Here is a 21859-nt window from a genome sequence, read left to right on the forward strand (position 1 = left end):
TCCGCCTAGCCCTCGGTCGTCTCCGCCGACCGCAGCCCGGCGAGCAGCAGGCCCACCATCCGCTCGGCGCGCCCGGAGGCCGCCCCGTCCGGCCGGACCCCGTGGCAGAGGTCGGCGACAGCCGCGAGGAACTCCCCGCGTCGACGTCCTGGGCGATGTCGCCGGACTCCCGCGCCGCCGCGAGCAGCCCGGCGAGCGTGGGCGTGAGGTGGGTCGAGAAGTAGGCGGCCAGCGGCTCGTACGCGGGGTCTCCGGAGTGCAGGGCCGCTGCCAGCCCGCGCTTCGCGGCCACGAACTGGGTGTAGCGCATGATCCAGCGGTCGAGGGCCTCCCCGGCGGATATGCCGCCGCGAGCGGGGCGGCAGCGGCGACGCAGGCGTCCAGCTCGCGCCGGAACACGGCAGAGATCAGGTCGGACCGGAGCGGGAAGTGCCGGTAGAGCGTGCCGACCCCGACACCGGCGCGCACGGCGATCGCCCGCGCGGGCACGTCCACCCCGGCCTCCGCGAACAGCGCGGTGGCCGCCTCCACGAGCGCGTCGGCGTTCTGGCGGGCGTCGGCGCGGCGGGGCCGGGTCATAGGCTCGCCTGCGCTCAGGCTGCTCGTGTTCGCGGGCATGCGGCGGTCCCCGGCGTCCTTCCTCTGGCGAATCGGCGGCGATCGGTGTAGCGTCGGAGGTGTAAACGGAACGTTGTTCCGCTTAGCGTTCCACCGATCCGGAATCATGTTCCGATTACTCGATCTTAGGCCTGCCGTCATCCCGGCGCCAGACCGCCGACCCCTCGACACAGGAGCGAAAGTCATGCAGTACCGCACTCTCGGCCGCACCGGCATCACAGTCACCCCGTATGCGCTCGGCGCGATGATGCTCGGCTCGCTGGGCAACCCCGACCGCGCGGAGGGCGTGCGCATCATCCACCGCGCGCTCGACGCCGGCATCAACTTCGTGGACACCGCCGACCGCTACGGCGACTCCGAGGAGGTCGTCGGCGAGGCGCTGAAGGGCCGCCGTGACGACGTCGTGCTCGCGACCAAGTTCTGGGGGCCGGTGGACGACGACATCAGCCACCGCGGCGCCTCCCGCCGCTGGATCATGCAGGCGGTCGAGCGCTCCCTGCGCCGGCTGCAGACCGACCACATCGACCTCTACCAGTTGCACCGTCCCGACCCGGACACCGACATCGACGAGACGCTCTCGGCGCTCACCGACCTGGTCCGGCAGGGCAAGGTGCGAGCGATCGGCTCCTCGTCCATGCGCGGCTCCGAGATCGTGGAGGCGCAGTGGATGTCCGAGCGCCGCGGCTTCGAGCGGTTCCGCACCGAGCAGCCCAACTACTCCCTCCTCGACCGGGAGATCGAGCGCGAGATCCTGCCCGTCGCGCAGCGCTACGGCATGGGGACGCTCGTCTACAGCCCGCTCGCCGGCGGCACGCTCACCGGCCGCTACCGGGCCGGCGGCGAGAACGACAACTTCCGCTCGACCCGGACCGGCATGCGGCACTTCCGCGACGAGCGCCGGCTCGCGGCCGTGGAGGAGCTGATCGCGCTCTCCGACGAGGTCGGCGTGCCGCTCACCCACCTCGCCATGGCCTTCGTGATCGCGCACCCGGGGGTCACCTCCGCCATTGCCGGCCCGCGCACGATGGAGCAGCTGGAGGACACCCTCGCGGGCGTGGACGTGTCGCTGTCCGACGAGGTCCTCGACCGCATCGACGCGATCGTCCCGCCCGGCGAGAGCATCGGGGCGATGGACATGGTCTACCGCGGGCCGGAGGTCGGTGACCCTGCTGCACGGCGGCGTCCGGCGGCGGAGCGGTCGGCGGGCTGAGCGGTGCCGCCCCGCCTCATCCTGATCAACGGCGTCCCCGCGAGAGGCAAGACCAGCCTCGCCTGCGCCTGGTGCGCCCGGCACGCGTCCGGCCTCCCGCTGGCCCTCGACATCGACGTGCTTCGAGCGATGCTGGGCGGCTGGCAGAACGACCTCCCCTCCGCGGGCCTCGCCGCCCGCGACCTGGCGATCGCGGCGATCACGGTGCACCTCGGCAGCGGGCGGGACGTCGTGCTGCCGCAGTACCTGCGACGCGTCGAGTTCATCGAGCAGCTGCAGGCGACGGCGGAGCGGTGCGGGGCGGGCGCTGGAGGCCGCGGTCGCGGCAGCGACGACGCGGTAGCGCTCAGGCGGGTGCGAGAACCCGGATGCCTGCCGCTCGGGCGGCGCGTGCCAACTCGTCGTCGTAGGTCACGATCTCATCTGCACCGATACGCAGGGCGGTCGTGAGGTGGATCGCATCATTGGACCGGAGTGGAGTCTGCGTGCCGGCAGAGAGCAGATCACCCCGTGTGACATCGACCAGGACGACCGCGTCCAGAACCGCCGTGATCGCCTCGATCGGGACGAACGCGGGATTCCTTCCCGCGGCGCAGTGCAGTTCGGTGTGAAGCAGCCACGAGGATGCCAGGCGGCGACTCGGGTCCGAGATCGCGACGACCAGCTTCTGGGACTCCCGTTCCTCGACCACAAGCTTCATCGCCGCAGAGGTGTCCAGGTAGGCGACCGTCATAAGCGTCCCCTGCTGTCCTCGATGATCTGCTCCGAACTCAGCGGCGAGACCGTGCGCGTGATCCTCGCAAGCGCGTCGGCGCCGGTGCGCGCGGCGCGAGCCTCCCCGCGCGCAACGAGGCCGTCGAGCGGATCGCCGCCGGCCGGGACGATGATGGCCGCGAGGTGGCCGTTGTTGCTGACCTGCACCGACTCCCCCGCCTCGACGCGACGCAGGATCTCGCCACTTCGGTTGCGCATCTCCCGGTGCGTCACGGTTTCCATGAATCGAGCGTAGCACGGCGTAGCACAACAGGGGCGAGCCAGCTGCGAACCGTCTTGCGTAGGGCGGACGGGACTTGAACCCGTGACCGGCGGATTATGAGTCCGATGCTCTAACCAGCTGAGCTACCGCCCCGTGTCCTCTCCGGTCACTCCGGGGCGGTCACGCCGGGGCCGCCGCCGTCACCGGGTCGGCCACCGGCTCTCCACGATACAGGCTCTCGAAGGTGCTGATCGTGGTCTGGATGTCGTGCGTCGCCACGATCCGCAGCGACGCGTTCTTGAGGACGTCGAGCTCCTCCTGCGGGAGCGTGAGCACGTTCTCCAGCTTGTCCGCCAGGTCCTGCGCGTCGCCCGGACGGAACAGGTGGCCGTTCTCGCCGTCGTGCACCAGGTGCGGGAGCGCCATCGCGTCCGCCGCGACCACCGGGAGGCCGGAGGCCATCGCCTCCATTGTCGCGATGGACTGCAGCTCGGCGATCGACGGCATCGCGAAGACCGTGGCGCGGGTGTACGCCTTGCGGAGCTCCTCGTCCGTGACGTAGCCGAGGAACTTCACCCGGCCGGCGATGCCGAGGCTCTCGGCGAGCGACTGGAGGTTCCGCAACTGGTCGCCGCCGCCCACGATCTCCAGCTGGGCGTCCAGCGAATCCGGCAGCAGTTTGATCGCGTTCAGCAGCACGTCGATCTGCTTCTCCCCCGTCACCCGGCCGACGAAGAGGATGCGGTTGCCGGTGCGCGGCGTGAAGTCGGGCGTGTAGTTGTGGGCGTCGATGCCGCAGGAGATCGCGTGCACCCCGCGCAGCCCGGTCGCCTTCTCCAGGAACTCGGCCGCTCGGCGCGTCGGGGTCGTGATCGCCTCGGCGCGGTCGAAGCTCTTGCGCGCATCCCGCCAGGCGATGCTCACGAAGGTCTTGTGCAGGAACTTCGGCAGGCGGGTGAACTCGATGATGTTCTCGGGCATCACGTGATTCGTCGCGACGATCCGGATGCCGCGCTTCTGGGCCTCGTAGGCGAGCCCGCGCCCGATGACGATGTGCGACTGGAAGTGCACGACGTCCGGTTTCACCTCGTCGAGCACCCGGCGGGCGTTCGCCTTGCTCATCCACGGCAGCGCGAACCGCAGCCAGTCGTGCGGGTACCAGCGCCAGCTGCGCAGGCGGTGCGCCGTCAGCTTCTCGCCCTCGTGCTCCTCGATCCAGGTCCCGTGGCGGCGGCCGGCGGCGGGGGCGACGATGTGCATGTCGTGGCCGCGCGCGACCAGTCCGGCGGCGAGGCGCTCGGCGAAACGGGCAGCGCCGTTCACATCCGGCGGGAAGGTGTCGCAGCCCATGAGGATGGTCATCGGCCGGTGCTCGGCCGGGGCGGGCGGGAGGTCGTTCGTTCCGCTCGTATCAGGCACGTGGTGAGTCCCTCACGGTCTTCGGCCGGGGCGGGTCGCCCGGCGACGGTCTGAGCGCGCCGGACGGGTCGGACCGGCGATTCATCGCTTCAGTCTAGGCCGGATTCCGGGACGGAGCCCGCAAGCGTGCCGGTGAGTGGCGCCTCCCCGTTCGTCTGCGGGTGGTGCTTGGCGAGCTGGAACACGCCGTAGATCGCCACGGCGCCGGTGATCGCGAAGCCGAGCATCGCCCACCACGGCGCCCCCGCGGCCTCGTTGAGGACGACGATCCCGATGGTCACGGCGACGAGCGGGTCGATCACGGTCAGGCCCGCGATGACCAGGTCGGGAGGCCCGGACGAGTAGGCGTTCTGGACGAAGTACGCACCGAGCCCGGCGGCCGCGAGCAGCGCGACGATGCACAGCACGAGCAGCCAGTCCCACTCCTGGTTGGAGATGCGGTCGATGACCACCTTGGCGAGGGTGGCGACGAAACCGTAGAGGACGCCGGCCCCGACGATGTACATGATCGCCTTGAACCGGTGCCGCAGGAACGCGAACAGCAGCCCGAAGACGATGAGGACGACGGCGAGGATGATCAGGATGACGACGAGCGCCTGGGTGGTCACCGGTTGGTCGCGCGCGAAGATCGCGGCGATGATCACGAACGCGCCGACGCCGCCGACGCACAGCGAGATGGCGACGATGGACTGCCGGTTGAGCTTCACGCCGCTCACCCGGGCGTTCAGCACGCTCGTGATGACCAGCCCGACCACGCCGAGCGGCTGCACCAGGATGATCGGCGAGAGCTTCAGGCTGACGAGCTGGAACACGATCGCGAGCCCGAGCAGCAGCGTGCCGATCACCCAGGAGGGCCGCGCGAGCAGCAGCCCGAGCTGCCGGACGCTGAGCCCGGCCTTCGCATCCTGGGTCTGCGCCTCCACCTTGGCGACGCCGTGGTGCTGCAGCTGCGCGCCGAGCGACAGGAACACCGCGCCGACCAGGGCGACCGGGATGCCCAGGAGCTGACTGGGCTGATAAGCCAGCTCGAGCGCGTCCATCAGTTCCGTAGCCACGCCACGACCCTACCCAACATGATCCCGATAGTCTTGCCGAATGGCCGTCCTTCCCATCCGGATCACCGGAGACCCCGTCCTGCACACCCGCGCGGCGGAGGTGACGGAGTTCGACGATGCCCTCCGCACACTGGTCGCCGACATGTTCGAGACGATGGACGAGGCGCCCGGCGTCGGCCTCGCCGGCCCGCAGGTCGGCGTGCCGCTGCGCCTGTTCGTCTTCGGCTGGACGGACGACGACGACGTGCTGCACCGCGGCGTCGCGATCAACCCTGTACTGTGGCTCAGCCCGCTGGCGGTCGGCGAGCCGGACGAGGACACCGAGTCGGAGGGCTGCCTATCGTTCCCGGGCGAACGCTTCCCGCTGCGGCGCGCCGAGAGCGTCATCCTGGAGGCCACCGACCTGGAGGGCGAGCGGTACACGATCCGCGCCCACGGCTGGCTCGCGCGCATCTTCCAGCACGAGTACGACCACCTGGACGGCGTGCTCTACGTCGACCGGCTGGAGCACCCGTACGGCAAGGCCGCGCTGAAGGCGCAGCGGAAGAACTCGTGGGGCGTGCCGGGGCTGAGCTGGCTGCCGGGGCGGGACCACCTGGAGGATTGAGGCGGCGGTTGGTCGTCACCGCACGAGGGAGTGCGAGAGTTCGCTGAAATCTCCGGGAATGCACGGGCCAGACATGTAGTAGACCGCTGCGAATCCCGTGATGTCAGCCTCGAAAAACACCCGATCGGCGTCCCTCGGATACCTGACTTCGTAACCGGTTCCTTCGGGCAACGGTTCGACGGTCACCCCGTGATAGCCCTCGGACTCCCACAACGCGGCGATCTCGTTCGCCACGGTCAGCGGTTCGAACGTCGCGTTCGTGGCCTCCTGTTGCTCGTATTCCGCCCCCTCGCTTCCGTCGGGCAGGTAGCACAGCCCGAAGCCCCTGCCGTGGACTCTCCAGTCCGTTCCCCCAATGACCTTCCTCGTCGCTTCGAACAGCGTGACGACCTTCTCCCGAGCCTCGTCCGCGGTCGGATATGCAGATGTCATGGATGTGGTCGCCTTTCCGTGATGAGGTGCATTCGATGCGCAGCCGCTAAGAGCAAGCGCGGCGGTAACAACGGCCGCGAGAGCGGTCGCACGCTTAGTCACTTCGCCGCCGATTTCGGATAGCCCATGGTTTGCGCGGCCAGGTTGTGAAGAGCGCTTGTACCCCTGTCGAAGTACCCGTATGCGTTGGGGTTGTTGGCGTGGACCGTCGCCGCGTGCTCGGTGGTCCCGGCCGTGTCTTTCCCGTCGGGGGTCCGGGCGTCGCCGGTGCTGAACGGCACTGCCCCGAAGTCGGACGGGTCTCCGCGACCGCCGGCGAGCCGGCCCACGGTGGCGACAGCGTCGGCGCTCGCCTGCCCAGCCGAGATGCCGCCCCGGGGCACGTTCAACGGCGTCGGGCGTGGGATCAGGTCCGTTCGATCACGTGGCAGACCCGTAGGTGGCGCACTCTCCAGGCGGATCCCCGCCGACCCGACGGACGCGAATGTGCCGGCGGACGCGCGCTTCAACGCTTCTGCGGCGACTGTCGAACCGTAGGAGAAGCCCACCACGGACAGCTGCTCCGACTTCGCTGGCCAGCCGCGGAAAGCGAGCGTGCCTTCCATCGCTGCCGCCAACGATTCCCCGCCCGCGCGAGCGCACTCGCTCGCCGTCACCTGTCCGGCATCCTGCGGGGCGTCGTACCCCAACCACGCCACTACCGCGATCCGGCCCGACCCTCCATTCCGCGCGGCGATGCGTTGCTGCTCGTAGTAGAGGTTCTTGCTCGCATTGGTCCACGCGGCGATATCCTTTGCGACCGTGGTCGTCATTCCCGGGATGTTGTAGGTGACGTGATCTGCGGTGTCCAGGTCCCCTACTGAGATCGCGGCCTTCGGGTTCGCGCCTGTCAGGTCCAGCAGCAGCAGTTGCAGTGGCGGCTTCTCGTCCTCCGGGTGCGGCCCGAGCGTCCTTTGGATCGCCTCGACCGCCCGCAATTTCACCTGTGCGGCGTCGTACCCGGGGTCATCCTTCGCGATCGTCTTCAGCTCCGCGGCGAAGCGGGCGAGCTCCGCTCGGTTCGCCGCCGAGCGGGATGCCCCATCCACGCCATCCAGAGACCCGATCACGCCGGGCAGCTCCGTCACGTACTTCTGCCGTGCGGCCGGCGTCAGCGACGACCACCATTCCGCGACCTGAGCCGGAGTCATCGAGCGGAGTCTCTTCGCTGGCACCAGGGGCGCGGACACACCAGCACCGGCCGACGCAGCCGGTGCGGTTACCCGGTCCCGTGCGGCGACGCGCACAGCCCGGATCGCGCGCTCGAACTCCTCCACGAATTCCTCGGCCGCCCGGTTGAACGCCCGCACCTTCCAGCGAGCGTCCTCCTCCAGCTCCACCGCCGCCGGGACCTCGTGGATCTCCGGGTAGTACGTCGCGCCATTCACGATCATCCACGCCTCGATCGCCGCGGGGATGTCGCGCGCGTACATCTCGTCGACCGCGAGCAGCAACGCGTCGCGACGCCGGGCTAGGTCACCGTGCGCGTTCCAGGCGGTCTCCAGCACGCGGAAGAGCTCGTCAGCAGTCGTGTGGGCGTTCTGAAGCGCGACCCGGCCCGGCTTCACGTATCGGGCGACGACGTCCGGCATCCTTCGCGACCGGAAGCTCTCCGCGAACGCGGTCTGCGCCTCCTCCGCCTCCTGCGCGAACCCGACCATCTGCGCAGCCGCGTCGCGGAGAGCGACGGCGGCCTCCGCCGCGCGGGTCGGGTCCAGCTCGGCCAGATCGAGCAGGTCGCTCTCCCCGATCACGGCGCCTCCACCGGGAGCGCAACAGCGCCCAGCAGCTTCGCACCCCACTGGTCGGCCGCTACCGCCCGCTCCACAGCGCTCTCCCCGACCTGTGCCAGCTTCCGGAAAGCGTCGCTCGTCTCAGCGGGGATGCCCACGAGGTCCTCGACGACCTCGCTCAACGCCGCCCGCACCGGCGCGCATCGCATCGCGTACACGACCTCTGAACCGGCAGCCCGGAAGACGGCCCCCGCACTCCCGATGCCTTCCGCCGCCGCAGTGACGCGTGCCGTCGCCGCCCGCGCCTCGTCGGGTCGAACCTCGATGTCTGCCATGACGTCAAATACTAGGGGCCGACATTGCACCACCTGAGGAGTGCAGGTGTTACTCCTACCGCAGCGGCACCCCGTGTACGCCGTTGTGGTGCCGCAGCGCCGGAAACACCACGGACAGCGAGAACCCGACCCCCGGGACGGGCTTCGCCTCCATCACTCCCCCGAACAGTGCCGCGCGCTCGCGCAGCTCGTTGAGGTCGGGGCCCTCCACGTACGCGGTCATGGCCCGCAGGTCGTCGTCGGCGCTGTAGGCGGTCGCCTGGTCGACGCCCGCGCGGTCGAGGCCGCGGCGACGGGCCGCGGCGCGGAGGCCGTCGTCGTCCACCGTGACCTGGAGGCCGTCCGGCGTCCAGGTCATCGCCACGACAGCAGTGGTGCCCGGGCCGCCGTGGTCCAGCGCGTTGCCGAGGCTGGTCTGCAGGATGCGGAAGACGACGAGCTCCGCGCCCTGACGGAGCTCGTACGGCTCACCCATCTCGGAGAACGTCACCTCCAAGCCCGCCTCGCGCATCACCCGGAACAGGTCGCGCGCGGAGTGGAGGCCGGGCGCGGGCAGCACGTCGCGGCTGCCGTCCGCGACGGCGTTCTGCAGTCGGCGCAGGTCGGCCAGGGCGTCGCGCGCCGAGGTCTCCATCGCAGCGGCTGACCGCGAGGCCGTCTCATGGTCGGCGCCGGCCGCGTAGCGCAACCCCTCCGCCTGGTTCACCAGCCGGGAGACGGCGGCGACCGCTACATCCCCGAGCTCGCCGATGATCCGGAAGCGGCCGGCCTGCTCCGCCAGCTCCAGCTCGCGGTCGATGCGGTCCCACTCGCGCTCCTCGCGCGCGTTCTGCGCACGGCGGCGGAGGGTGCGCTCCCGGAGCCAGAGCATCGCGAACACGACGACGGCCGCCAGTGCGGCGGCCGTGAGAGCGAAGGAGAGCGGGGTCATACTGGTCCTTCCGGGCCGTGGGGGCGGACCGGTGCGCGGCCCGGACGATCATATCCGGGCCGCGCGGCCGGACGGGTGCCCGGCGAGGGAAGGGTCAGGCGCCGTCGCCGCGGTTGGCGCGCAGCACCTCCAGGCGGGCGCGGTACTCCTTCTCGTCGATGTCTCCGTTGGCGTACCGCTCGGCGAGGGTCTGCTCGGCGGCGCGGGTGGCGCCGTGCGGGCCGTTCGGTCCCCAGCCGTAACCTCCGCGTGCGGCGGCGGCGCGACGCCAGCGGCGGCCGAAGACGCCGAAGATGAGGAAGAAGATCCCGATCCAGAAGAGCGGGATCAGGAACCACCACCAGCCGAACCAGGGGCCGCCACCCCAGGCGACGACCGTGCAGGGGGCGGCGGCTGCGAGCGAACTGAACATGGTGCATCCAATCGGTGAGCTGTCCGCGGCTTTCGCGGAACCGTATCCAGCCTCGCCGTGCGAGCTGCCGGGCGAATCCGCCACCGGGAGACACTTCCACTACTCCGCGGGGAGCAGCGCGCTCAGCGTTGGCCCGGCTGCACCAGCCCCGTCTCGTAGGCGACCACGACCAGGTGCACACGGTCGCGCGCGGCCAGCTTGGTCATGATCCGCGAGACGTGCGTCTTCGCCGTCAGCGGGCTGAGGAACAGCCGCTCCCCGATCTCCGTGTTGGTCAGCCCGTGGCCCACCAGCGCCAGCACCTCCCGCTCGCGCTCGGTCAGGTCGCGCAGCGCCTCCGCGTCCGGCGCCGGCCGGAGCCCGCCCGCCACGCGCTCGATCAGCCGCCGCGTCGCGCCGGGCGACAGCAGCGCGTCACCGGCGGCGACCACGCGCACGGCGCGCAGCAGCTCCACGGGCTCGGTGTCCTTGACCAGGAAGCCGCTCGCGCCGGCGAGGATGGCCTGCGCGACGTAGTCGTCCAGCTCGAACGTGGTCACCATCACGATCCGGGTGCCCGCGAGGGCCGGGTCGGCGGTGAGCTCCCCCGTCGCCCACAGGCCGTCGCCGTCCGGCATCCGGATGTCCATCAGGACGACGTCGGGACGCGTCCGCCGCGCGAGGTCGACGGCCTCCCGCCCGGTCGCGGCCTCGCCGACCACCTCCAGGTCGTCCTCGGCCTCCAGCAGCGCGCGGAAGCCCGCGCGGACGAGATGCTGGTCGTCCGCCAGCAGCACCCGGATCATGCGTCCTCGGCCTTCCGCAGCGGGATGCGGGCCTCCACGGTCAGCCCGCCGCCCTCGGTGGTGCGGGTCTCGAACCGGCCGCCGAGCAGCTCCGCGCGCTCGCGCATCCCGATCATCCCCTTGCCGTCGGTCTCGCCCTCCGGGAGCCCGCGGCCGTCGTCGGCGATGGTCAGCACGTACTCGCCGCCGTCCTCGCCGAGCCGGATGGCGACTGTGCGCGCCTGCGCGTGTCGGCCGATGTTGGTCAGGGACTCCTGCACGATCCGGTAGAGCGCGAGCTGCGAGGCGGCGGACGGCGCTGTCGTCAGAGCGTCGTCGTAGCGCACATCGAGCCCGGCGCGCCGGTAGGTCTCGACCAGCACGGGGATGCGCGCCAGGTCCGGCTCCGGTGCGCGCGCCGCCGGGTACCCCTCGGCGCGCAGGAAACCGAGCACGCCGCGGACCTCCTCCAGCGCCTGACTGCTCACGGACTTGATCGCCTCCAGGCTCTCCCGCGCCTTGTCGGGCCGGCTGTCGAACAGGTGCAGGCCGACGCCGGCCTGCACGCTGATCTGCGACAGCGAGTGCGCGAGCACGTCGTGCAGCTCGCGCGCGATCCGCAGCCGCTCGGCCTCCGCGGCGGACTCCCGGCGCGCGGCGATCTGGCGGGAAACCTCCCGGTAGCGCTCGCGCCGCCCGCGGATCGCCTCGCCGACGCCCACCAGGAGAGTGAGCACGAGCGCGATGACGAGCGGCCGGATGACGGCCTCCGGCCTCCCCACCAGCAGGTACGCGCCCAGCGGCCCGACGACGGCGACTCCCGCCACCGTCCACCAGGCCCACACCCGCGCCGAGCGCACCACCGCGCCGACGACCGCGAACGCCAAGGGCACAGCGGCGAGCGGCGGCCCCATCGTGAGGGCGATGGCCGGGGTGCAGAGCACCGCGATCGCGACCAGCACCGGGCCCGGGTACGCGCGGGCGAGCAGCAGCAGGAACGACGCCGCGAACGCGACCAGGACTGCGGCAAGCGTCAGCGGGTCGGCCGCCGCCGTGTGCGCGGCGATGAGGACGCCGGGAAGCTGCAGCAGGACGGACAGGACCACCGGGAACCAGATCGTCCCGCGCGGCCGCCGCCCCGACCAGCCCCGGCCCTCGGCCCAGCCCGGCCCGTGCTGACGGGGGTCGGCGGACGGGTTCCAGGGCATCTCCTCATGCTAACGAGCGCACGGGAGCGTGGCGTGGCCCGAGAGGAGTCTTGCGGCTACTCCCCCGGGAGTACGCGGCTGACGATCACGGATTGTGCTCCGCGTCGAAGATCTCCCCGTCGTCGCCTTCGCTCTTCCCGAACAGCGGCCCGAAGGCGGGCCCGCCGAAGCTGGTCAGTCCGGCCTCGCGCTCCAGCGATGCACGCCGTTCGGCCTCGTCGTTCTCGTACTCCTCGACCGCGTGGTCCGGCTGCTCGGAGTCGCGCTCGTCCCGGTCCCTGTGTTTCATGGCCGCATCGTAGCGATTCGCGCGTGGGTCGGGGTGTATTCCGTACGGAGCATGTGGACCGAAACGACGAAGGCCCGGAGGCTGTCACCTCCGGGCCTTCGCTGTGTTTCCGCTCCCCGACTTGGACTCGAACCAAGAACCTGCCGGTTAACAGCCGGCTGCTCTGCCAATTGAGCTATCGAGGAATGCTTGATCAGCGAAGCTACTCTAGCAAGACTTCGCGCATCGAGTGAAATCGGCTGTGCATCCCGCGCGCGTCACCGTCAGTACCCGGCGGCCGGGTCCACGCGGCCCACGAAATCGCCGTCGCCGAGGAACGCGCGCACGTTCGCGCGCACCCGCTCGGCGAGCAGCGGAGCGACCATCTCGGACGTGTCGGCCTGGTGCGGCGTGATCAGGCAGGCGTCCTCCGACCACAGAGGGTGTCCGTCCGGGAGGGGCTCCGGATCGGTGACGTCGATGCCCGCTCCCGCGATCTCCCCGGTGCGGAGGGCCCGTAGCAGCGCGTCGCTGTCGACCAGGCCGCCGCGGGCGATGTTCACCAGGTACGCGGTCCGCTTCATGGCGGCGAACTCCGCGTCACCGAACAGGTGGCGGGTCCCGCCGGTGAGCGCGGCGGCGACGACCACCACGTCGGCGTCCGGGAGGACCTCCAGCAGCCGGTCGGAGCCGACGGTGCGCTCGGCGCCCGCCACGGGCTCGGGCGAGCGGCGCACGATGGTCACGCGGACGCCGAACGGTGCGAGCAGCACCATCAGCTCCAGCGCGATCCCGCCGGCGCCGATGATCACGACGTTCCTTCCGTAGAGCGAGCGGCCCTCCTCGACGGTCGACCAGGAGGTCGCCCGCACGCGCTCCGGGAGGACGCGCATCAGGGCCAGGGTGAGCGCCAGCGCGTGCTCGGCGACGGGCTGCGCGTAGGCTCCTTCGCGCTGGTCCAGATCAGGCCGGGGCGGTCCTCCGACGCGATGATGCCGGCGAAGGCGTCGACGCCCGCGAACGGGAGCTGCACCCAGCCGATGCCGGGATGCGCCTCCAGCACTGGCGGGAACGCGGCGGCGTCCTTGTTGGACAGCCAGACGACGCCGCGGGTGCGGTCGGAGAGCGGCTCGACAGTCCCGCCCGCGGCCTCCACGGCGGCGACGAAGGACGGCTCGGCGGTCGGGAGCACGGCGATGGGGCCGGGCTCCGGGCGCTCGCCCGGCGCGAGCGGCACTCCGCCCGGGGCGAGGACGGCGCGGTGCTGCGGGCTGGATTCGATCATGGTTCCTCCTGTCGGGACGCTCGGCTATTTCGCCGCGATCTGCGGCCGGCGCTCCCGCCGGCGCTGCGGCGGCTTCAGCGCGTCCGCCAGCCCGCGCACGAACGGGTGCGACGGATCGGCCAGCACGTCCTCGATCGGCCCGTAGGCGATGGGACGGCCGCCCTGCAGCACCAGCGAGTTGTCCGTCGCGCGGCGCAGCACGGCCAGGTCGTGGCTGACGATGACGGCCGTGAAGCCCTCGTGCGTCCGCAGCTGGGCCAGGAGGTCGATCACCGCGTCCCGGACCGTCGCGTCGATGCCGGCGGTCGGCTCGTCCACGATCAGCACCTGCGGCCCGAGAACCAGGGCCTTGGCGAGGGCGACGCGCTGGCGCTGCCCGGCGCTGAGCTGGTACGGGTATTTGCCGAGCACGCTGAGCGGGAGGTGGACGGTGTCCAGCATGAGCGCGGCCCGCTCCCCCGCCGCCCGGCGGTTGTAGTGCTCGTCGCGCTCGAAGATCGGCAGCGTGACGTTGTCCTGCACCGACAGGGACGGCTCCAGCGTGGCCGCGGCCTCCTGCGGCAGGTAGCCGACGTGGAAGGTCACCTCGGCCAGGTCGCGCTTGCGTGCGTGCCGCAGCGAGTGGCCGAGGACGGTCGCGTCGCCGCCGCTGATCCGCGGGCCGGGCTCGCCGGAGCGGAGGGGAAGCCCCGCCCGGCGAGCACCGCGGCCAGCGTGCTCTTGCCCGAACCCGTCTCGCCCAGGACCCCGAGCGACTGTCCGGCCTCCAGCTGGAAGCTCACCCCGCGGAGGGCGACGCACGAGGGGCTGACGCCCCTGGCGGGATATTCGACGGACAGGTCGCTGACGAGGATGGCGGGTTCGGAACTCACATGATCGACCCTAGGCGCTCTCGGCTTGGAGAGCGCGCAGCGCCTCCCGCCGGTCGGCCTGTTCCACCGGATCCGGCACCGGCAGGGAGGCCAGCAGCCGCTGCGTGTACGCCTCGCGCGGGTTGCCTAGCACCTCGGCTCCCGTGCCCTCCTCCACCAGCTTGCCGCGGTGCAGCACCGCGATCCGGTCGGCGAGGAGGTCGACGACGGCCAGATCGTGGCTGATGAACAGCGCGGCGAAGCCGAACTCGCGCTGGAGGTCGGCGAACAGCTCCAGCACCCGCGCCTGCACCGAGACGTCGAGGGCCGAGGTGGGCTCGTCGGCGATCAGCAGGGTCGGCTCCAGAGCGAGGGCGCGGGCGAGGCTCGCCCGCTGCCGCTGGCCGCCGGAGAGCTCGTGCGGGAACCGGTCGCCGTAACTGCGCGGCAGCTGCACGGCCTCCAGCAGCTCATCCACCCGGCCGCGTGCGGCGGCGGGCGAGGACGCCCGGCCGTGCACGACGAGCGGCTCCGCCACGCAGTCCGCGATCGTGAGCAGCGGGTTGAAGCTCGACGCGGGGTCCTGGAACACGAAGCCGATGTCGCTGCGCACCTTGCGGAACTGGCGCTCCTTGACGCCGTTCATCTCGATGCCGAGCACTTCGAGCGAGCCGTCGGTGACCTTGCCGAGTCCGGCGATGGCGCGCCCGATCGTGGTCTTGCCCGAGCCGGACTCGCCGACCAGGCCGAGCACCTCGCCGGGGCGGATGTCGAAGCTCACGCCGTCGACCGCCACGAACCCGGGGCGGCCGAGCCGGCCGGGGTACTGGATGCGCAGGTCGCGCGCCTTCACCACCGGCGCCTCCTGCGGACGCTCGGCGCGGGCGATCGCCCGGTCCTGCGTGGCCACGGCGCCCATGCCGATGCGCGGCACGGAGGCCAGGAGCTTCCGCGTGTACTCGGCCTGCGGCGCGGCGAACAGCGTGCGCGCGTCGGCCTCCTCCACGACCTTGCCCTGGTACATGACCGCGACCCGGTCGGCGAGGTCGGCGACCACGCCCATGTTGTGCGTGATCAGCACGATGGCCGCGCCGAACTCGTCGCGGCACCGCCGCAGCAGGTCGAGGATCTCGGCCTGCACGGTCACGTCGAGCGCGGTGGTCGGCTCGTCGGCGACGATCAGGCCCGGGTTCAGCACCAGCGCCATCGCGATGACGATGCGCTGCTTCTGGCCGCCGGAGAACTGGTGCGGGTAGTACTTGACCCGCTTCTCCGGCTCCGGGATGCCGACCCGGCGGAGGATGTCGACCGCCTGCTTCTGCGCGTCCTTCTTGGACAGCTTGCCGTGGGCGCGCAGGCCCTCGGCGATCTGCCAGCCCACCTGGTAGACGGGGTTCAGCGCGGTGGACGGCTCCTGGAAGACCATCGCCACGTCGGTGCCGCGCACCTCCCTGAGCTCCTTCTTGCTCAGCGAGACGATGTCCGCCTCGCTGGCGCCGTCCTTGCTCCGCAGCACCACGGCGCCCGAGGCGGTCGCGGTCTCCGGCAGCAGGCCGAGGATGGTCTTGGCGGTGACGGTCTTGCCCGAACCGGACTCCCCACGATGGCCAGCACTTCGCCGGGCGACACGCGCAGGGTGACATCGTCGACGGCCTTGACGGCGCCGGCGTCGGTAGCAAAGGTCACCGACAGGTTGTCGATCGTGACGACGTCGCTCATGGCTTGACCTCGATTCCGTGCTCGTCGAAGGACTCTCCGCCCTCCAGGCCGTCGATGCCGCCGGGGCCCGCCTCCAGCGGACCGCCGGGGACGACCGACGTCTCGGCGACCAGACCCGACGCCTCTGCGGCGCGACGCCGGCCACGGAGGCGCGGGTCGGCGAGGTCATTGAGGCTCTCGCCGACGAGCGTGATGCCGAGCACGACGAGGACGATCGCCAGACCCGGGTAAATGGATGTCCACCAGATGCCGCTGGTGACGTCGGACAGCGCCTTGTTGAGGTCGTAGCCCCACTCGGCCGCCGCGGTCGGCTCGATGCCGAAGCCGAGGAAGCCCAGCGCCGCGAGCGTCAGGATGGCCTCCGAGGAGTTCAGCGTGAAGATCAGCGGCAGCGTGCGGGTCGAGTTGCGCAGCACGTGGCGGAACATGATCCGCCCGTTGCTGGCGCCGACGACCTTGGCCGACTCGACGTAGGCTTCCGCCTTGATCCGGACGACCTCCGAGCGGATGACGCGGAAGTACTGCGGGATGTAGACCACGGTGATCGAGATCGCCGCGGCGAGGATGCCGCCCCACAGGCTGGACTGGCCGCCCGAGATGACGATGGCCATCACGATCGCGAGCAGCAGCGACGGGAACGCGTAGATCGCGTCGGCGATCACCACGACGAGCCGGTCGACCCAGCCGCCGAAGTAGCCCGAGACCAGGCCGAGGATGACGCCGGCGAAGATCGACAGGATCACCGCGACGACGATCACCAGGATCGCGGTCTGCGCTCCCCAGATCACGCGGGAGAACACGTCGTAGCCTCCGACGGTGGTGCCCCAGATGTGCGCCGCGCTCGGCGGCTGCTGGGAGCCGAACTGGCCCTGCGCGTCCTTGAGCTGCGCGAAGCCGTACGGCGCGATCGCCGGGGCGAAGATCGCGACCAGGATGAACAGGCCGGTGAGCACGAGTCCCGTGACCAGCATCCCGCGCTGCAGTCCGACGGACTGGCGCAGCTGGTGGACGACGGGGAGCCGGCTCCAGATGGTGCCCTTGCGCGAGGCCATCTCAGTACCTCACTCTCGGGTCGATGAGCGCCGCGATGATGTCGACGATGAAGTTCGTGACCGCGACGATGACGGCGAGCAGGACGACCATGCCCTGCACCGCGACGAAGTCGCGCGCCTGAAGGTAGTGGGAGAGCTGGAAGCCCAGGCCCTTCCACTCGAAGGTCGTCTCGGTCAGGATCGCGCCGCCGAGCAGCAGGGCGATCTGGAGGCCGATGACCGTGATGATCGGGATGAGCGCGGGGCGGTACGCGTGCTTGCGCACCAGGCGGCTCTCGCTGACGCCGCGCGAGCGGGCCGCGTCCACGTAGTCGGTGGAGAGCGTGCCGATGACGTTCGTGCGCACCAGCCGCAGGAAGATGCCCGCGGTCAGGAGGCCGAGCGTGACGGCGGGCAGGACGGCGTGCAGCAGCACGTCACCGACGACAGCCGGGTCACCGGTCATGAACGCGTCGATCAGGTAGATGCCGGTCTTGTTCGGGAGCGTCTGCATCTCGATCTCGGAGCTCGTGGAGGCGCGGCCCGCGACGGGGAGCACGTTCAGCCAGATCGAGAAGATGAGCTTGAGCACCATGCCGACGAAGAACACCGGCGTCGCGTAGCAGAGGATCGCGAAGATGCGCAGCGAGGCGTCGCCCCACTTGTCGCGGAAGTAGGCCGCGAGCAGGCCGAGCGGGATGCCGACGATGAACGCGACGATGAGGGCGTAGAACGCCAGCTCGAGGGTCGCCGCGCCGTACGTGATCAGCACCTGGGTCACGGGCTGGTGGTCGGTGAAGGTCGTTCCGAAATCGCCGCGGAGGATCTGTCCGAGGTACTCGAAGTACTGCACGATGAGCGGCCGGTCGTACCCGGCCTCGTGGATGCGCTGCTGGAGCTGCGCGGGAGGGAGCTTGCCGCCGAGCGCCGCCGTGATGGGGTCACCGGTGGACCGCATCAGGAAGAAGACGACTGTGACGAGGATGAAGATCGTCGGGATGATGAGAAGAGCGCGGATGACGATGTAGCGGCCCAGGCCGCCTCCCGTCCGTCGACGCGCCTTGATGCGTTCTGGCCCGGCAGTGGGGGCTGCCGGGGTACTGACCGTCGCTGTCATGGAAGCCAATCGTGGTGGTTCGTGGGTGAGGGCGGCTCGCGTCCGTCAGACGCGAGCCGCCCCCGTTCGGCCCTGTTGTGCGGCCTAGCCCTTCGAGAGGGCTGCGTAGCGGAACTTGAACGACGGGTCGAGCGTCTTGTCGGCGCCCGAGACGTTCTTGCCCACCACGGCGACCTGCGAGCCCTGGAGGAGCGGCAGGGTGGACAGGTCCGCCGCCACCTTCGCCTGGATCTCCTCGATCAGCTTGGTGCGCGCGGCCTTGTCGGTGGTGCCGAGCTGCTGGGTGATCAGCGACTGCACCTCCGGGTTGTCGTAGTGGTTCGCGAGGAAGTTGTCCTTGCTGAAGAACGGCGACAGGTAGTTGTCCGCGTCGGAGTAGTCCGGGAACCAGCCGAGCTGGTAGGCCGGGTACAGGTCCTTCACGCGGTCCTTGGAGTACTGGACCCACTCGGTCGACTGCAGGTTGACCTTGAACAGGCCGCCGTTCTCGAGCTGCTCCTTCACGAGCGCGTACTCGTCACCGGAGGACGGGCCGTAGTGGTCCGGGTTGTACTGCAGGTTGAGGGCGACCGGGGTGGTCACGCCGGCGGCCTGCAGCGCAGCCTTCGCCTTGTCGAGGCTCGGGCCTCCGTTGCCGTCGCCGTAGAGGTCCTTCAGCACCGTGGTGGCGCCGGTCAGGCCCTGCGGGACGTAGGAGTACGCCGGGGTGTAGGTGTCCTTGTAGACCTGCTTTGCGATGGTGGCGCGGTCGACGAGGTCGGCAGCGGCCTGGCGCACGGCGAGGGCCTTCTTGGCGTCGGCCTGCGGCGTGGTGGCGCCGTAGGGCTGCGTGTTGAAGTTCCAGACGATGTAGCGGAGCTCACCACCCGGTCCCTTGACGACCTTGACGTTCTTGTCCGTGCCGAGGCTCTCGATGTCGGTCGCCGACAGGCTGCGGAACGCGACGTCGATCGCGCCCTTCTGGATGTCGAGCTTCATGTTCGACGACTCCGCGTAGTACTTGACGTTGACCTTCTCCGTCGCCGGCTTGCCGAGCAGGCCGTCGTAGTTCGGGTTCGCCTTGTACGCGATCAGGTTGTTGAAGTCGTAGCTCGTGATGTCGTACTGGCCGGCGAACGCGTGGCCCTTGACGATGGTGTTGTCCGGGGTGACCTTGTCGGCCGAGAAGACCTGGTGGTCGACGATCGGGCCGGCGGGGCTGGACAGCACCTGCGGGAAGGTCTGGTCGTTCGGGACCTTGAGCTTGAAGACCGCGGTCGTCTTGTCCGGCGTGCTGACGCTGTCGAGGTTGCCGAGCAGCGACGCGGGACCGTTGGGGTCGTTGATCTTGAGCTGGCGGTCGAAGGTGAACTTGACGTCCTCGGAGGTCAGCGAGTGACCGTTGGCGAACTTCAGGTTCGGCTTCAGCTTGACGGTGTACTCCGTGGGCGACGTGAACGCGGCGCTCGCGGCGATGTCCGGCTTGACGTCCGGGCTGCCGTACGGCGAGTTCAGCAGGAACGGGTACACCTGGTTCATCACGGCGAACGAGCCGTTGTCGTAGGAGCCGGCCGGGTCGATCGACGTGATCTTGTCGGTCGTGCCGATGGTCAGCGTGCCGCCGCCGCTGCTGGAGCCGTTATTGGCCCCGGAGCAGCCCGCGAGCACCAGCGCCGCGGCCGCGAATGCGGCCGACACGGCGAGCAGGCGCCGTCCGCCGATCTTTACGGATCTCATATCCGATTACCTCTTCCTTGGTGGGGTCACCGATCGACGGAGCGCACACGCGTGCCACATCGCCGAATCGCGTAGCCACAGTCCTAGCACGAATGCCGCGCCGAGTACGCATCTTGCCGCGGATCGCGGCGCAATCTTTACAACGGCGCAACAATTCCGCGCGCATTTGCGCACACTGCCCTGGATTCCGTCGTCGGAACGTGGCGATGATCTATTGTGCCGCGTTACTCGCCGCGCAGCCGCATCCGCTCGTGATCGATCGACGCCAGCGCCACCTGCAGCGACCTCCGCAGCTCGGCGTTCTGCGGGTCGGTGCGCGCCAGGCGGGAGGTGAGCTCGGCCTTCTCGCGCAGCAGATCGCGGTCGATCAGGCCGTCCAGGATGGAGCGCGCGTAGCGGCCCACATCGGTCCCGGCCTGCGGGAGGGCGCCGACGGCGAGGGCGTTCACGGTCGGCGCGTACGCCTGCGGTACCTCGGCGAGGATGCGGTCCACCCAGCCCGGGTCGGCCATGGACGGGAGCTGGATGGCGATCGCGTCGCGGACGACCGCGTGGGTCGGGTTCACGAACGGCACCTGCACGACGCGGGCGGCGCGCTCGGCTCCGACCTCGGCAGGGAGCTGGAGCAGCACCATGAGGCTCTCGCGCTCGGTGCGCTGCGTCGGGTCGCTGGGGTCGAGCTCGCGCACCGGTGCGGGAGCGTCGGGCGTCGGCTGCTGGTACTGCTGCCGCTCGCGCTCGCCGCCCTGCCGGGACCCGTCGTCGCCCCGACCTGTGCGCTGCGCCGACCGCACCGCGCGCAGTGCGTCCTGGAGGTCCGCGCCGGAGAGCCGCGCGAGCTCGCGCGTGTAGCCGTTCTGCGAGGCGGGGTCGCGGATGGTCGCCACGATCGGCGCCCCCGCGCGGAGGGCGGCCGTGCGGCCCTCCACGGTGTCCAGGTCGAACCGGTCGACCACCTGGCGGATCATGAACTCGAACATCGGCTTGCGGGCGTCGATCATCCGGCGCACGGCCTCGTCGCCGCCCGAGAGCCGTAGGTCGCACGGGTCGAGCCCGTCCGGGCCGACGGCCACGTAGGTCTGGGCCGAGAAGCGCTGCTCCTCGCCGAACGCCCTGGCGGCCGCCTTCTGACCGGCCGCGTCCGGGTCGAACGTGAAGATCACCGAGCCGGTGCTGCTGTCGTCCCCCATGATGCGTCGGATCACCTTGATGTGGTCGACGCCGAACGCCGTTCCACAGGTCGCGACGGCGGTCGTGATGCCTGCGAGGTGACAGGCCATCACATCGGTGTAGCCCTCCACGACCACGACCTGGTCGTTGCGGGAGATGTCCCGCTTGGCGAGGTCGAGCCCGTAGAGCACCTGCGCCTTCTTGTAGACCGCGGTCTCCGGGGTGTTCAGGTACTTCGGGCCGTTGTCGTCCTCCAGCAGCCTGCGGGCGCCGAAGCCGATCGTCTGGCCTGTCACGTCGCGGATCGGCCACACCAGGCGGCCGCGGAACCGGTCGTAGACGCCGCGGTCGCGCTGCGACACCAGGCCGGCGGCCAGCAGCTCGTCCGGGCTGAAGCCCTTGCCGCGGAGGTGCTTGGTGAGCTCGTCCCAGCTCTTCGGGGCGAAGCCGACGCCGAAGTGCGAGGCGGCGGCGGCGTCGAAGCCGCGCTCGCCCAGGAACCGGCGGCCGGGGTCCGCGTCCGGCGCGGCCAGCCGCTCGCGGAAGAACTCCTCCGCCGCGTTGTTCGCGGCCAGCAGCCTGGCGCGGTTGCTGCTCGACTCGCTCGGGCCTCCCCCGCCCTCCTCGTAGTGGAGCTGGTAGCCGATCCGGCCCGCCAGCCGCTCGACCGCCTCGGTGAAGGAGACGTGGTCGAGCTTCACCAGGAACGCGTAGACGTCGCCGCCCTCGCCGCAGCCGAAGCAGTGGTAGCGGCCGACGCCGGGGCGGACGTTGAAGCTCGGGCTCTTCTCGTCGTGGAACGGGCACAGGCCCTTGAGCGAGCCGACGCCGCCGGGCTTCAGGCTGACGTAGTCGCCGATGATGTCGGCGATGTTGGTACGGGCCTTGACCTCTTCGATGTCGCTCTGTCGTATCCGGCCCGCCATACGGACGAGTCTAGTTTGCGGGACCGACGCCGGCCGA

22 protein-coding genes, 2 tRNA genes and 3 pseudogenes are annotated in these 21859 nt (G+C 70.5%); 2 read left to right on the plus strand and 25 right to left on the minus strand.

Going from position 1 to position 21859, the window contains the following annotated elements:
- Window positions 1–193 precede the first annotated feature (193 nt).
- Together ACQ86L_RS01950 and ACQ86L_RS01955 are read right to left on the minus strand one after the other, a co-directional pair.
- Window positions 194–310 (minus strand): annotated as a pseudogene (locus ACQ86L_RS01950) (TetR family transcriptional regulator); the annotation flags it as partial.
- A gap of 146 nt (window positions 311–456) precedes the next feature.
- A pseudogene (locus ACQ86L_RS01955) lies at window positions 457–915 on the minus strand (hypothetical protein); the annotation flags it as partial.
- Here ACQ86L_RS01955 and ACQ86L_RS01960 point away from each other — a divergent pair.
- Window positions 803–1828 carry an aldo/keto reductase gene (locus tag ACQ86L_RS01960; protein WP_434317454.1) on the plus strand — a complete coding sequence of 342 codons (1026 nt, stop codon included), beginning with the start codon at window positions 803–805 and terminating at the stop codon, window positions 1826–1828. The pseudogene ACQ86L_RS01955 and the gene ACQ86L_RS01960 sit on opposite strands and share 113 nt — an antisense overlap.
- Window positions 1829–2174: 346 nt before the next feature.
- Here the strand turns inward: ACQ86L_RS01960 and ACQ86L_RS01965 are convergent, their stop codons facing one another.
- From ACQ86L_RS01965 to ACQ86L_RS01985, 5 genes are all read right to left on the minus strand, one after another.
- Window positions 2175–2561, minus strand: coding sequence for a PIN domain-containing protein (locus ACQ86L_RS01965; protein WP_434317455.1), 387 nt, complete (start codon window positions 2559–2561; stop codon window positions 2175–2177).
- Window positions 2558–2824: a type II toxin-antitoxin system Phd/YefM family antitoxin gene (locus ACQ86L_RS01970; protein ID WP_434317456.1), complete on the minus strand. Its 267-nt coding sequence runs from the start codon at window positions 2822–2824 to the stop codon at window positions 2558–2560. The genes ACQ86L_RS01965 and ACQ86L_RS01970 overlap by 4 nt, the downstream gene beginning before the upstream one ends.
- A gap of 59 nt (window positions 2825–2883) precedes the next feature.
- A tRNA-Ile gene (locus ACQ86L_RS01975) sits at window positions 2884–2957 on the minus strand.
- Between the two features lie 27 nt (window positions 2958–2984).
- Entirely contained in the window at window positions 2985–4223 is a 1239-nt protein-coding gene (locus tag ACQ86L_RS01980) for a glycosyltransferase (protein ID WP_434317457.1), read from the minus strand.
- Between the two features lie 89 nt (window positions 4224–4312).
- The gene (locus tag ACQ86L_RS01985) at window positions 4313–5278 is read right to left on the minus strand and encodes a DMT family transporter (protein WP_434317458.1); all 966 of its coding nucleotides are present in this window, start codon (window positions 5276–5278) and stop codon (window positions 4313–4315) included.
- Window positions 5279–5318: 40 nt separating this feature from the next.
- Here ACQ86L_RS01985 and def point away from each other — a divergent pair, with 40 nt between their 5' ends.
- The gene (gene def / locus ACQ86L_RS01990; RefSeq protein ID WP_434317459.1) at window positions 5319–5885 is read left to right on the plus strand and encodes a peptide deformylase; all 567 of its coding nucleotides are present in this window, start codon (window positions 5319–5321) and stop codon (window positions 5883–5885) included.
- Window positions 5886–5900: 15 nt separating this feature from the next.
- Here def and ACQ86L_RS01995 read toward each other — a convergent pair whose 3' ends face one another.
- From ACQ86L_RS01995 to dnaG, 18 genes and pseudogenes are all read right to left on the minus strand, one after another.
- Complete coding sequence (locus ACQ86L_RS01995; protein ID WP_434317460.1) at window positions 5901–6317, minus strand: hypothetical protein; 417 nt, start codon at window positions 6315–6317, stop codon at window positions 5901–5903.
- A 98-nt stretch (window positions 6318–6415) separates the two neighbouring features.
- The gene (locus ACQ86L_RS02000) at window positions 6416–8110 is read right to left on the minus strand and encodes an alpha/beta hydrolase (RefSeq protein WP_434317461.1); all 1695 of its coding nucleotides are present in this window, start codon (window positions 8108–8110) and stop codon (window positions 6416–6418) included.
- Window positions 8107–8424 (minus strand): hypothetical protein, encoded by a 318-nt coding sequence (locus ACQ86L_RS02005; RefSeq protein ID WP_434317462.1) that lies wholly within the window; start codon window positions 8422–8424, stop codon window positions 8107–8109. The genes ACQ86L_RS02000 and ACQ86L_RS02005 overlap by 4 nt, the downstream gene beginning before the upstream one ends.
- 55 nt (window positions 8425–8479) lie before the next feature.
- Window positions 8480–9355 carry a sensor histidine kinase gene (locus ACQ86L_RS02010; protein ID WP_434317463.1) on the minus strand — a complete coding sequence of 292 codons (876 nt, stop codon included), beginning with the start codon at window positions 9353–9355 and terminating at the stop codon, window positions 8480–8482.
- 94 nt (window positions 9356–9449) lie between these two features.
- Window positions 9450–9767, minus strand: coding sequence for an SHOCT domain-containing protein (locus ACQ86L_RS02015; RefSeq protein WP_434317464.1), 318 nt, complete (start codon window positions 9765–9767; stop codon window positions 9450–9452).
- Between the two features lie 122 nt (window positions 9768–9889).
- Complete coding sequence (locus ACQ86L_RS02020) at window positions 9890–10552, minus strand: response regulator (RefSeq protein ID WP_434317465.1); 663 nt, start codon at window positions 10550–10552, stop codon at window positions 9890–9892.
- Window positions 10549–11739, minus strand: a complete 1191-nt coding sequence (locus tag ACQ86L_RS02025; protein WP_434317466.1) for a histidine kinase — start codon at window positions 11737–11739, stop codon at window positions 10549–10551. Before ACQ86L_RS02025 ends, ACQ86L_RS02020 begins: the two co-directional genes overlap by 4 nt.
- Window positions 11740–11824: 85 nt before the next feature.
- Complete coding sequence (locus ACQ86L_RS02030) at window positions 11825–12028, minus strand: hypothetical protein (protein WP_434317467.1); 204 nt, start codon at window positions 12026–12028, stop codon at window positions 11825–11827.
- Window positions 12029–12140: 112 nt separating this feature from the next.
- Window positions 12141–12213: transfer RNA gene (locus tag ACQ86L_RS02035), tRNA-Asn, on the minus strand.
- A gap of 78 nt (window positions 12214–12291) precedes the next feature.
- The gene (locus ACQ86L_RS02040; protein ID WP_434317468.1) at window positions 12292–12900 is read right to left on the minus strand and encodes an NAD(P)-dependent oxidoreductase; all 609 of its coding nucleotides are present in this window, start codon (window positions 12898–12900) and stop codon (window positions 12292–12294) included.
- Window positions 12900–13292 (minus strand): hypothetical protein, encoded by a 393-nt coding sequence (locus ACQ86L_RS02045; protein WP_434317469.1) that lies wholly within the window; start codon window positions 13290–13292, stop codon window positions 12900–12902. The genes ACQ86L_RS02040 and ACQ86L_RS02045 overlap by 1 nt, the downstream gene beginning before the upstream one ends.
- 24 nt (window positions 13293–13316) lie before the next feature.
- Window positions 13317–13877: an ATP-binding cassette domain-containing protein gene (locus tag ACQ86L_RS02050; protein ID WP_434317470.1), complete on the minus strand. Its 561-nt coding sequence runs from the start codon at window positions 13875–13877 to the stop codon at window positions 13317–13319.
- Entirely contained in the window at window positions 13874–14164 is a 291-nt protein-coding gene (locus tag ACQ86L_RS02055) for an ATP-binding cassette domain-containing protein (RefSeq protein WP_434317471.1), read from the minus strand. The genes ACQ86L_RS02050 and ACQ86L_RS02055 overlap by 4 nt, the downstream gene beginning before the upstream one ends.
- 10 nt (window positions 14165–14174) lie before the next feature.
- Window positions 14175–15862 (minus strand): annotated as a pseudogene (locus tag ACQ86L_RS02060) (dipeptide ABC transporter ATP-binding protein).
- Entirely contained in the window at window positions 15859–16914 is a 1056-nt protein-coding gene (locus tag ACQ86L_RS02065) for an ABC transporter permease (protein WP_434317472.1), read from the minus strand. Before ACQ86L_RS02065 ends, ACQ86L_RS02060 begins: the two are co-directional and overlap by 4 nt.
- A 1-nt stretch (window position 16915) precedes the next feature.
- The gene (locus tag ACQ86L_RS02070; protein ID WP_434317473.1) at window positions 16916–18010 is read right to left on the minus strand and encodes an ABC transporter permease; all 1095 of its coding nucleotides are present in this window, start codon (window positions 18008–18010) and stop codon (window positions 16916–16918) included.
- An 84-nt stretch (window positions 18011–18094) separates the two neighbouring features.
- Complete coding sequence (locus ACQ86L_RS02075) at window positions 18095–19726, minus strand: ABC transporter substrate-binding protein (protein WP_434317474.1); 1632 nt, start codon at window positions 19724–19726, stop codon at window positions 18095–18097.
- 224 nt (window positions 19727–19950) lie between these two features.
- Entirely contained in the window at window positions 19951–21822 is a 1872-nt protein-coding gene (gene dnaG, locus ACQ86L_RS02080) for a DNA primase (protein WP_434317475.1), read from the minus strand.
- Window positions 21823–21859: the final 37 nt, after the last annotated feature.

It is taken from the genome of Leifsonia sp. P73 (assembly GCF_051059105.1).
Classification (GTDB): domain Bacteria; phylum Actinomycetota; class Actinomycetes; order Actinomycetales; family Microbacteriaceae; genus Leifsonia.

Bases quoted from the DNA above. Each gene is read 5' to 3' on its own strand.
- ACQ86L_RS01960 (WP_434317454.1), top strand. From the start codon at position 803: ATGCAGTACCGCACTCTCGGCCGCACCGGCATCACAGTCACCCCGTAT.
- ACQ86L_RS01965 (WP_434317455.1), bottom strand. From the start codon at position 2,561: ATGACGGTCGCCTACCTGGACACCTCTGCGGCGATGAAGCTTGTGGTC.
- ACQ86L_RS01970 (WP_434317456.1), bottom strand. From the start codon at position 2,824: ATGGAAACCGTGACGCACCGGGAGATGCGCAACCGAAGTGGCGAGATC.
- def (WP_434317459.1), top strand. From the start codon at position 5,319: ATGGCCGTCCTTCCCATCCGGATCACCGGAGACCCCGTCCTGCACACC.
- ACQ86L_RS01995 (WP_434317460.1), bottom strand. From the start codon at position 6,317: ATGACATCTGCATATCCGACCGCGGACGAGGCTCGGGAGAAGGTCGTC.
- ACQ86L_RS02005 (WP_434317462.1), bottom strand. From the start codon at position 8,424: ATGGCAGACATCGAGGTTCGACCCGACGAGGCGCGGGCGGCGACGGCA.
- ACQ86L_RS02010 (WP_434317463.1), bottom strand. From the start codon at position 9,355: ATGACCCCGCTCTCCTTCGCTCTCACGGCCGCCGCACTGGCGGCCGTC.
- ACQ86L_RS02015 (WP_434317464.1), bottom strand. From the start codon at position 9,767: ATGTTCAGTTCGCTCGCAGCCGCCGCCCCCTGCACGGTCGTCGCCTGG.
- ACQ86L_RS02020 (WP_434317465.1), bottom strand. From the start codon at position 10,552: ATGATCCGGGTGCTGCTGGCGGACGACCAGCATCTCGTCCGCGCGGGC.
- ACQ86L_RS02025 (WP_434317466.1), bottom strand. From the start codon at position 11,739: ATGCCCTGGAACCCGTCCGCCGACCCCCGTCAGCACGGGCCGGGCTGG.
- ACQ86L_RS02030 (WP_434317467.1), bottom strand. From the start codon at position 12,028: ATGAAACACAGGGACCGGGACGAGCGCGACTCCGAGCAGCCGGACCAC.
- ACQ86L_RS02040 (WP_434317468.1), bottom strand. From the start codon at position 12,900: ATGCGCGTCCTCCCGGAGCGCGTGCGGGCGACCTCCTGGTCGACCGTC.
- ACQ86L_RS02045 (WP_434317469.1), bottom strand. From the start codon at position 13,292: ATGATCGAATCCAGCCCGCAGCACCGCGCCGTCCTCGCCCCGGGCGGA.
- ACQ86L_RS02065 (WP_434317472.1), bottom strand. From the start codon at position 16,914: ATGGCCTCGCGCAAGGGCACCATCTGGAGCCGGCTCCCCGTCGTCCAC.
- ACQ86L_RS02070 (WP_434317473.1), bottom strand. From the start codon at position 18,010: ATGACAGCGACGGTCAGTACCCCGGCAGCCCCCACTGCCGGGCCAGAA.
- ACQ86L_RS02075 (WP_434317474.1), bottom strand. From the start codon at position 19,726: ATGAGATCCGTAAAGATCGGCGGACGGCGCCTGCTCGCCGTGTCGGCC.
- dnaG (WP_434317475.1), bottom strand. From the start codon at position 21,822: ATGGCGGGCCGGATACGACAGAGCGACATCGAAGAGGTCAAGGCCCGT.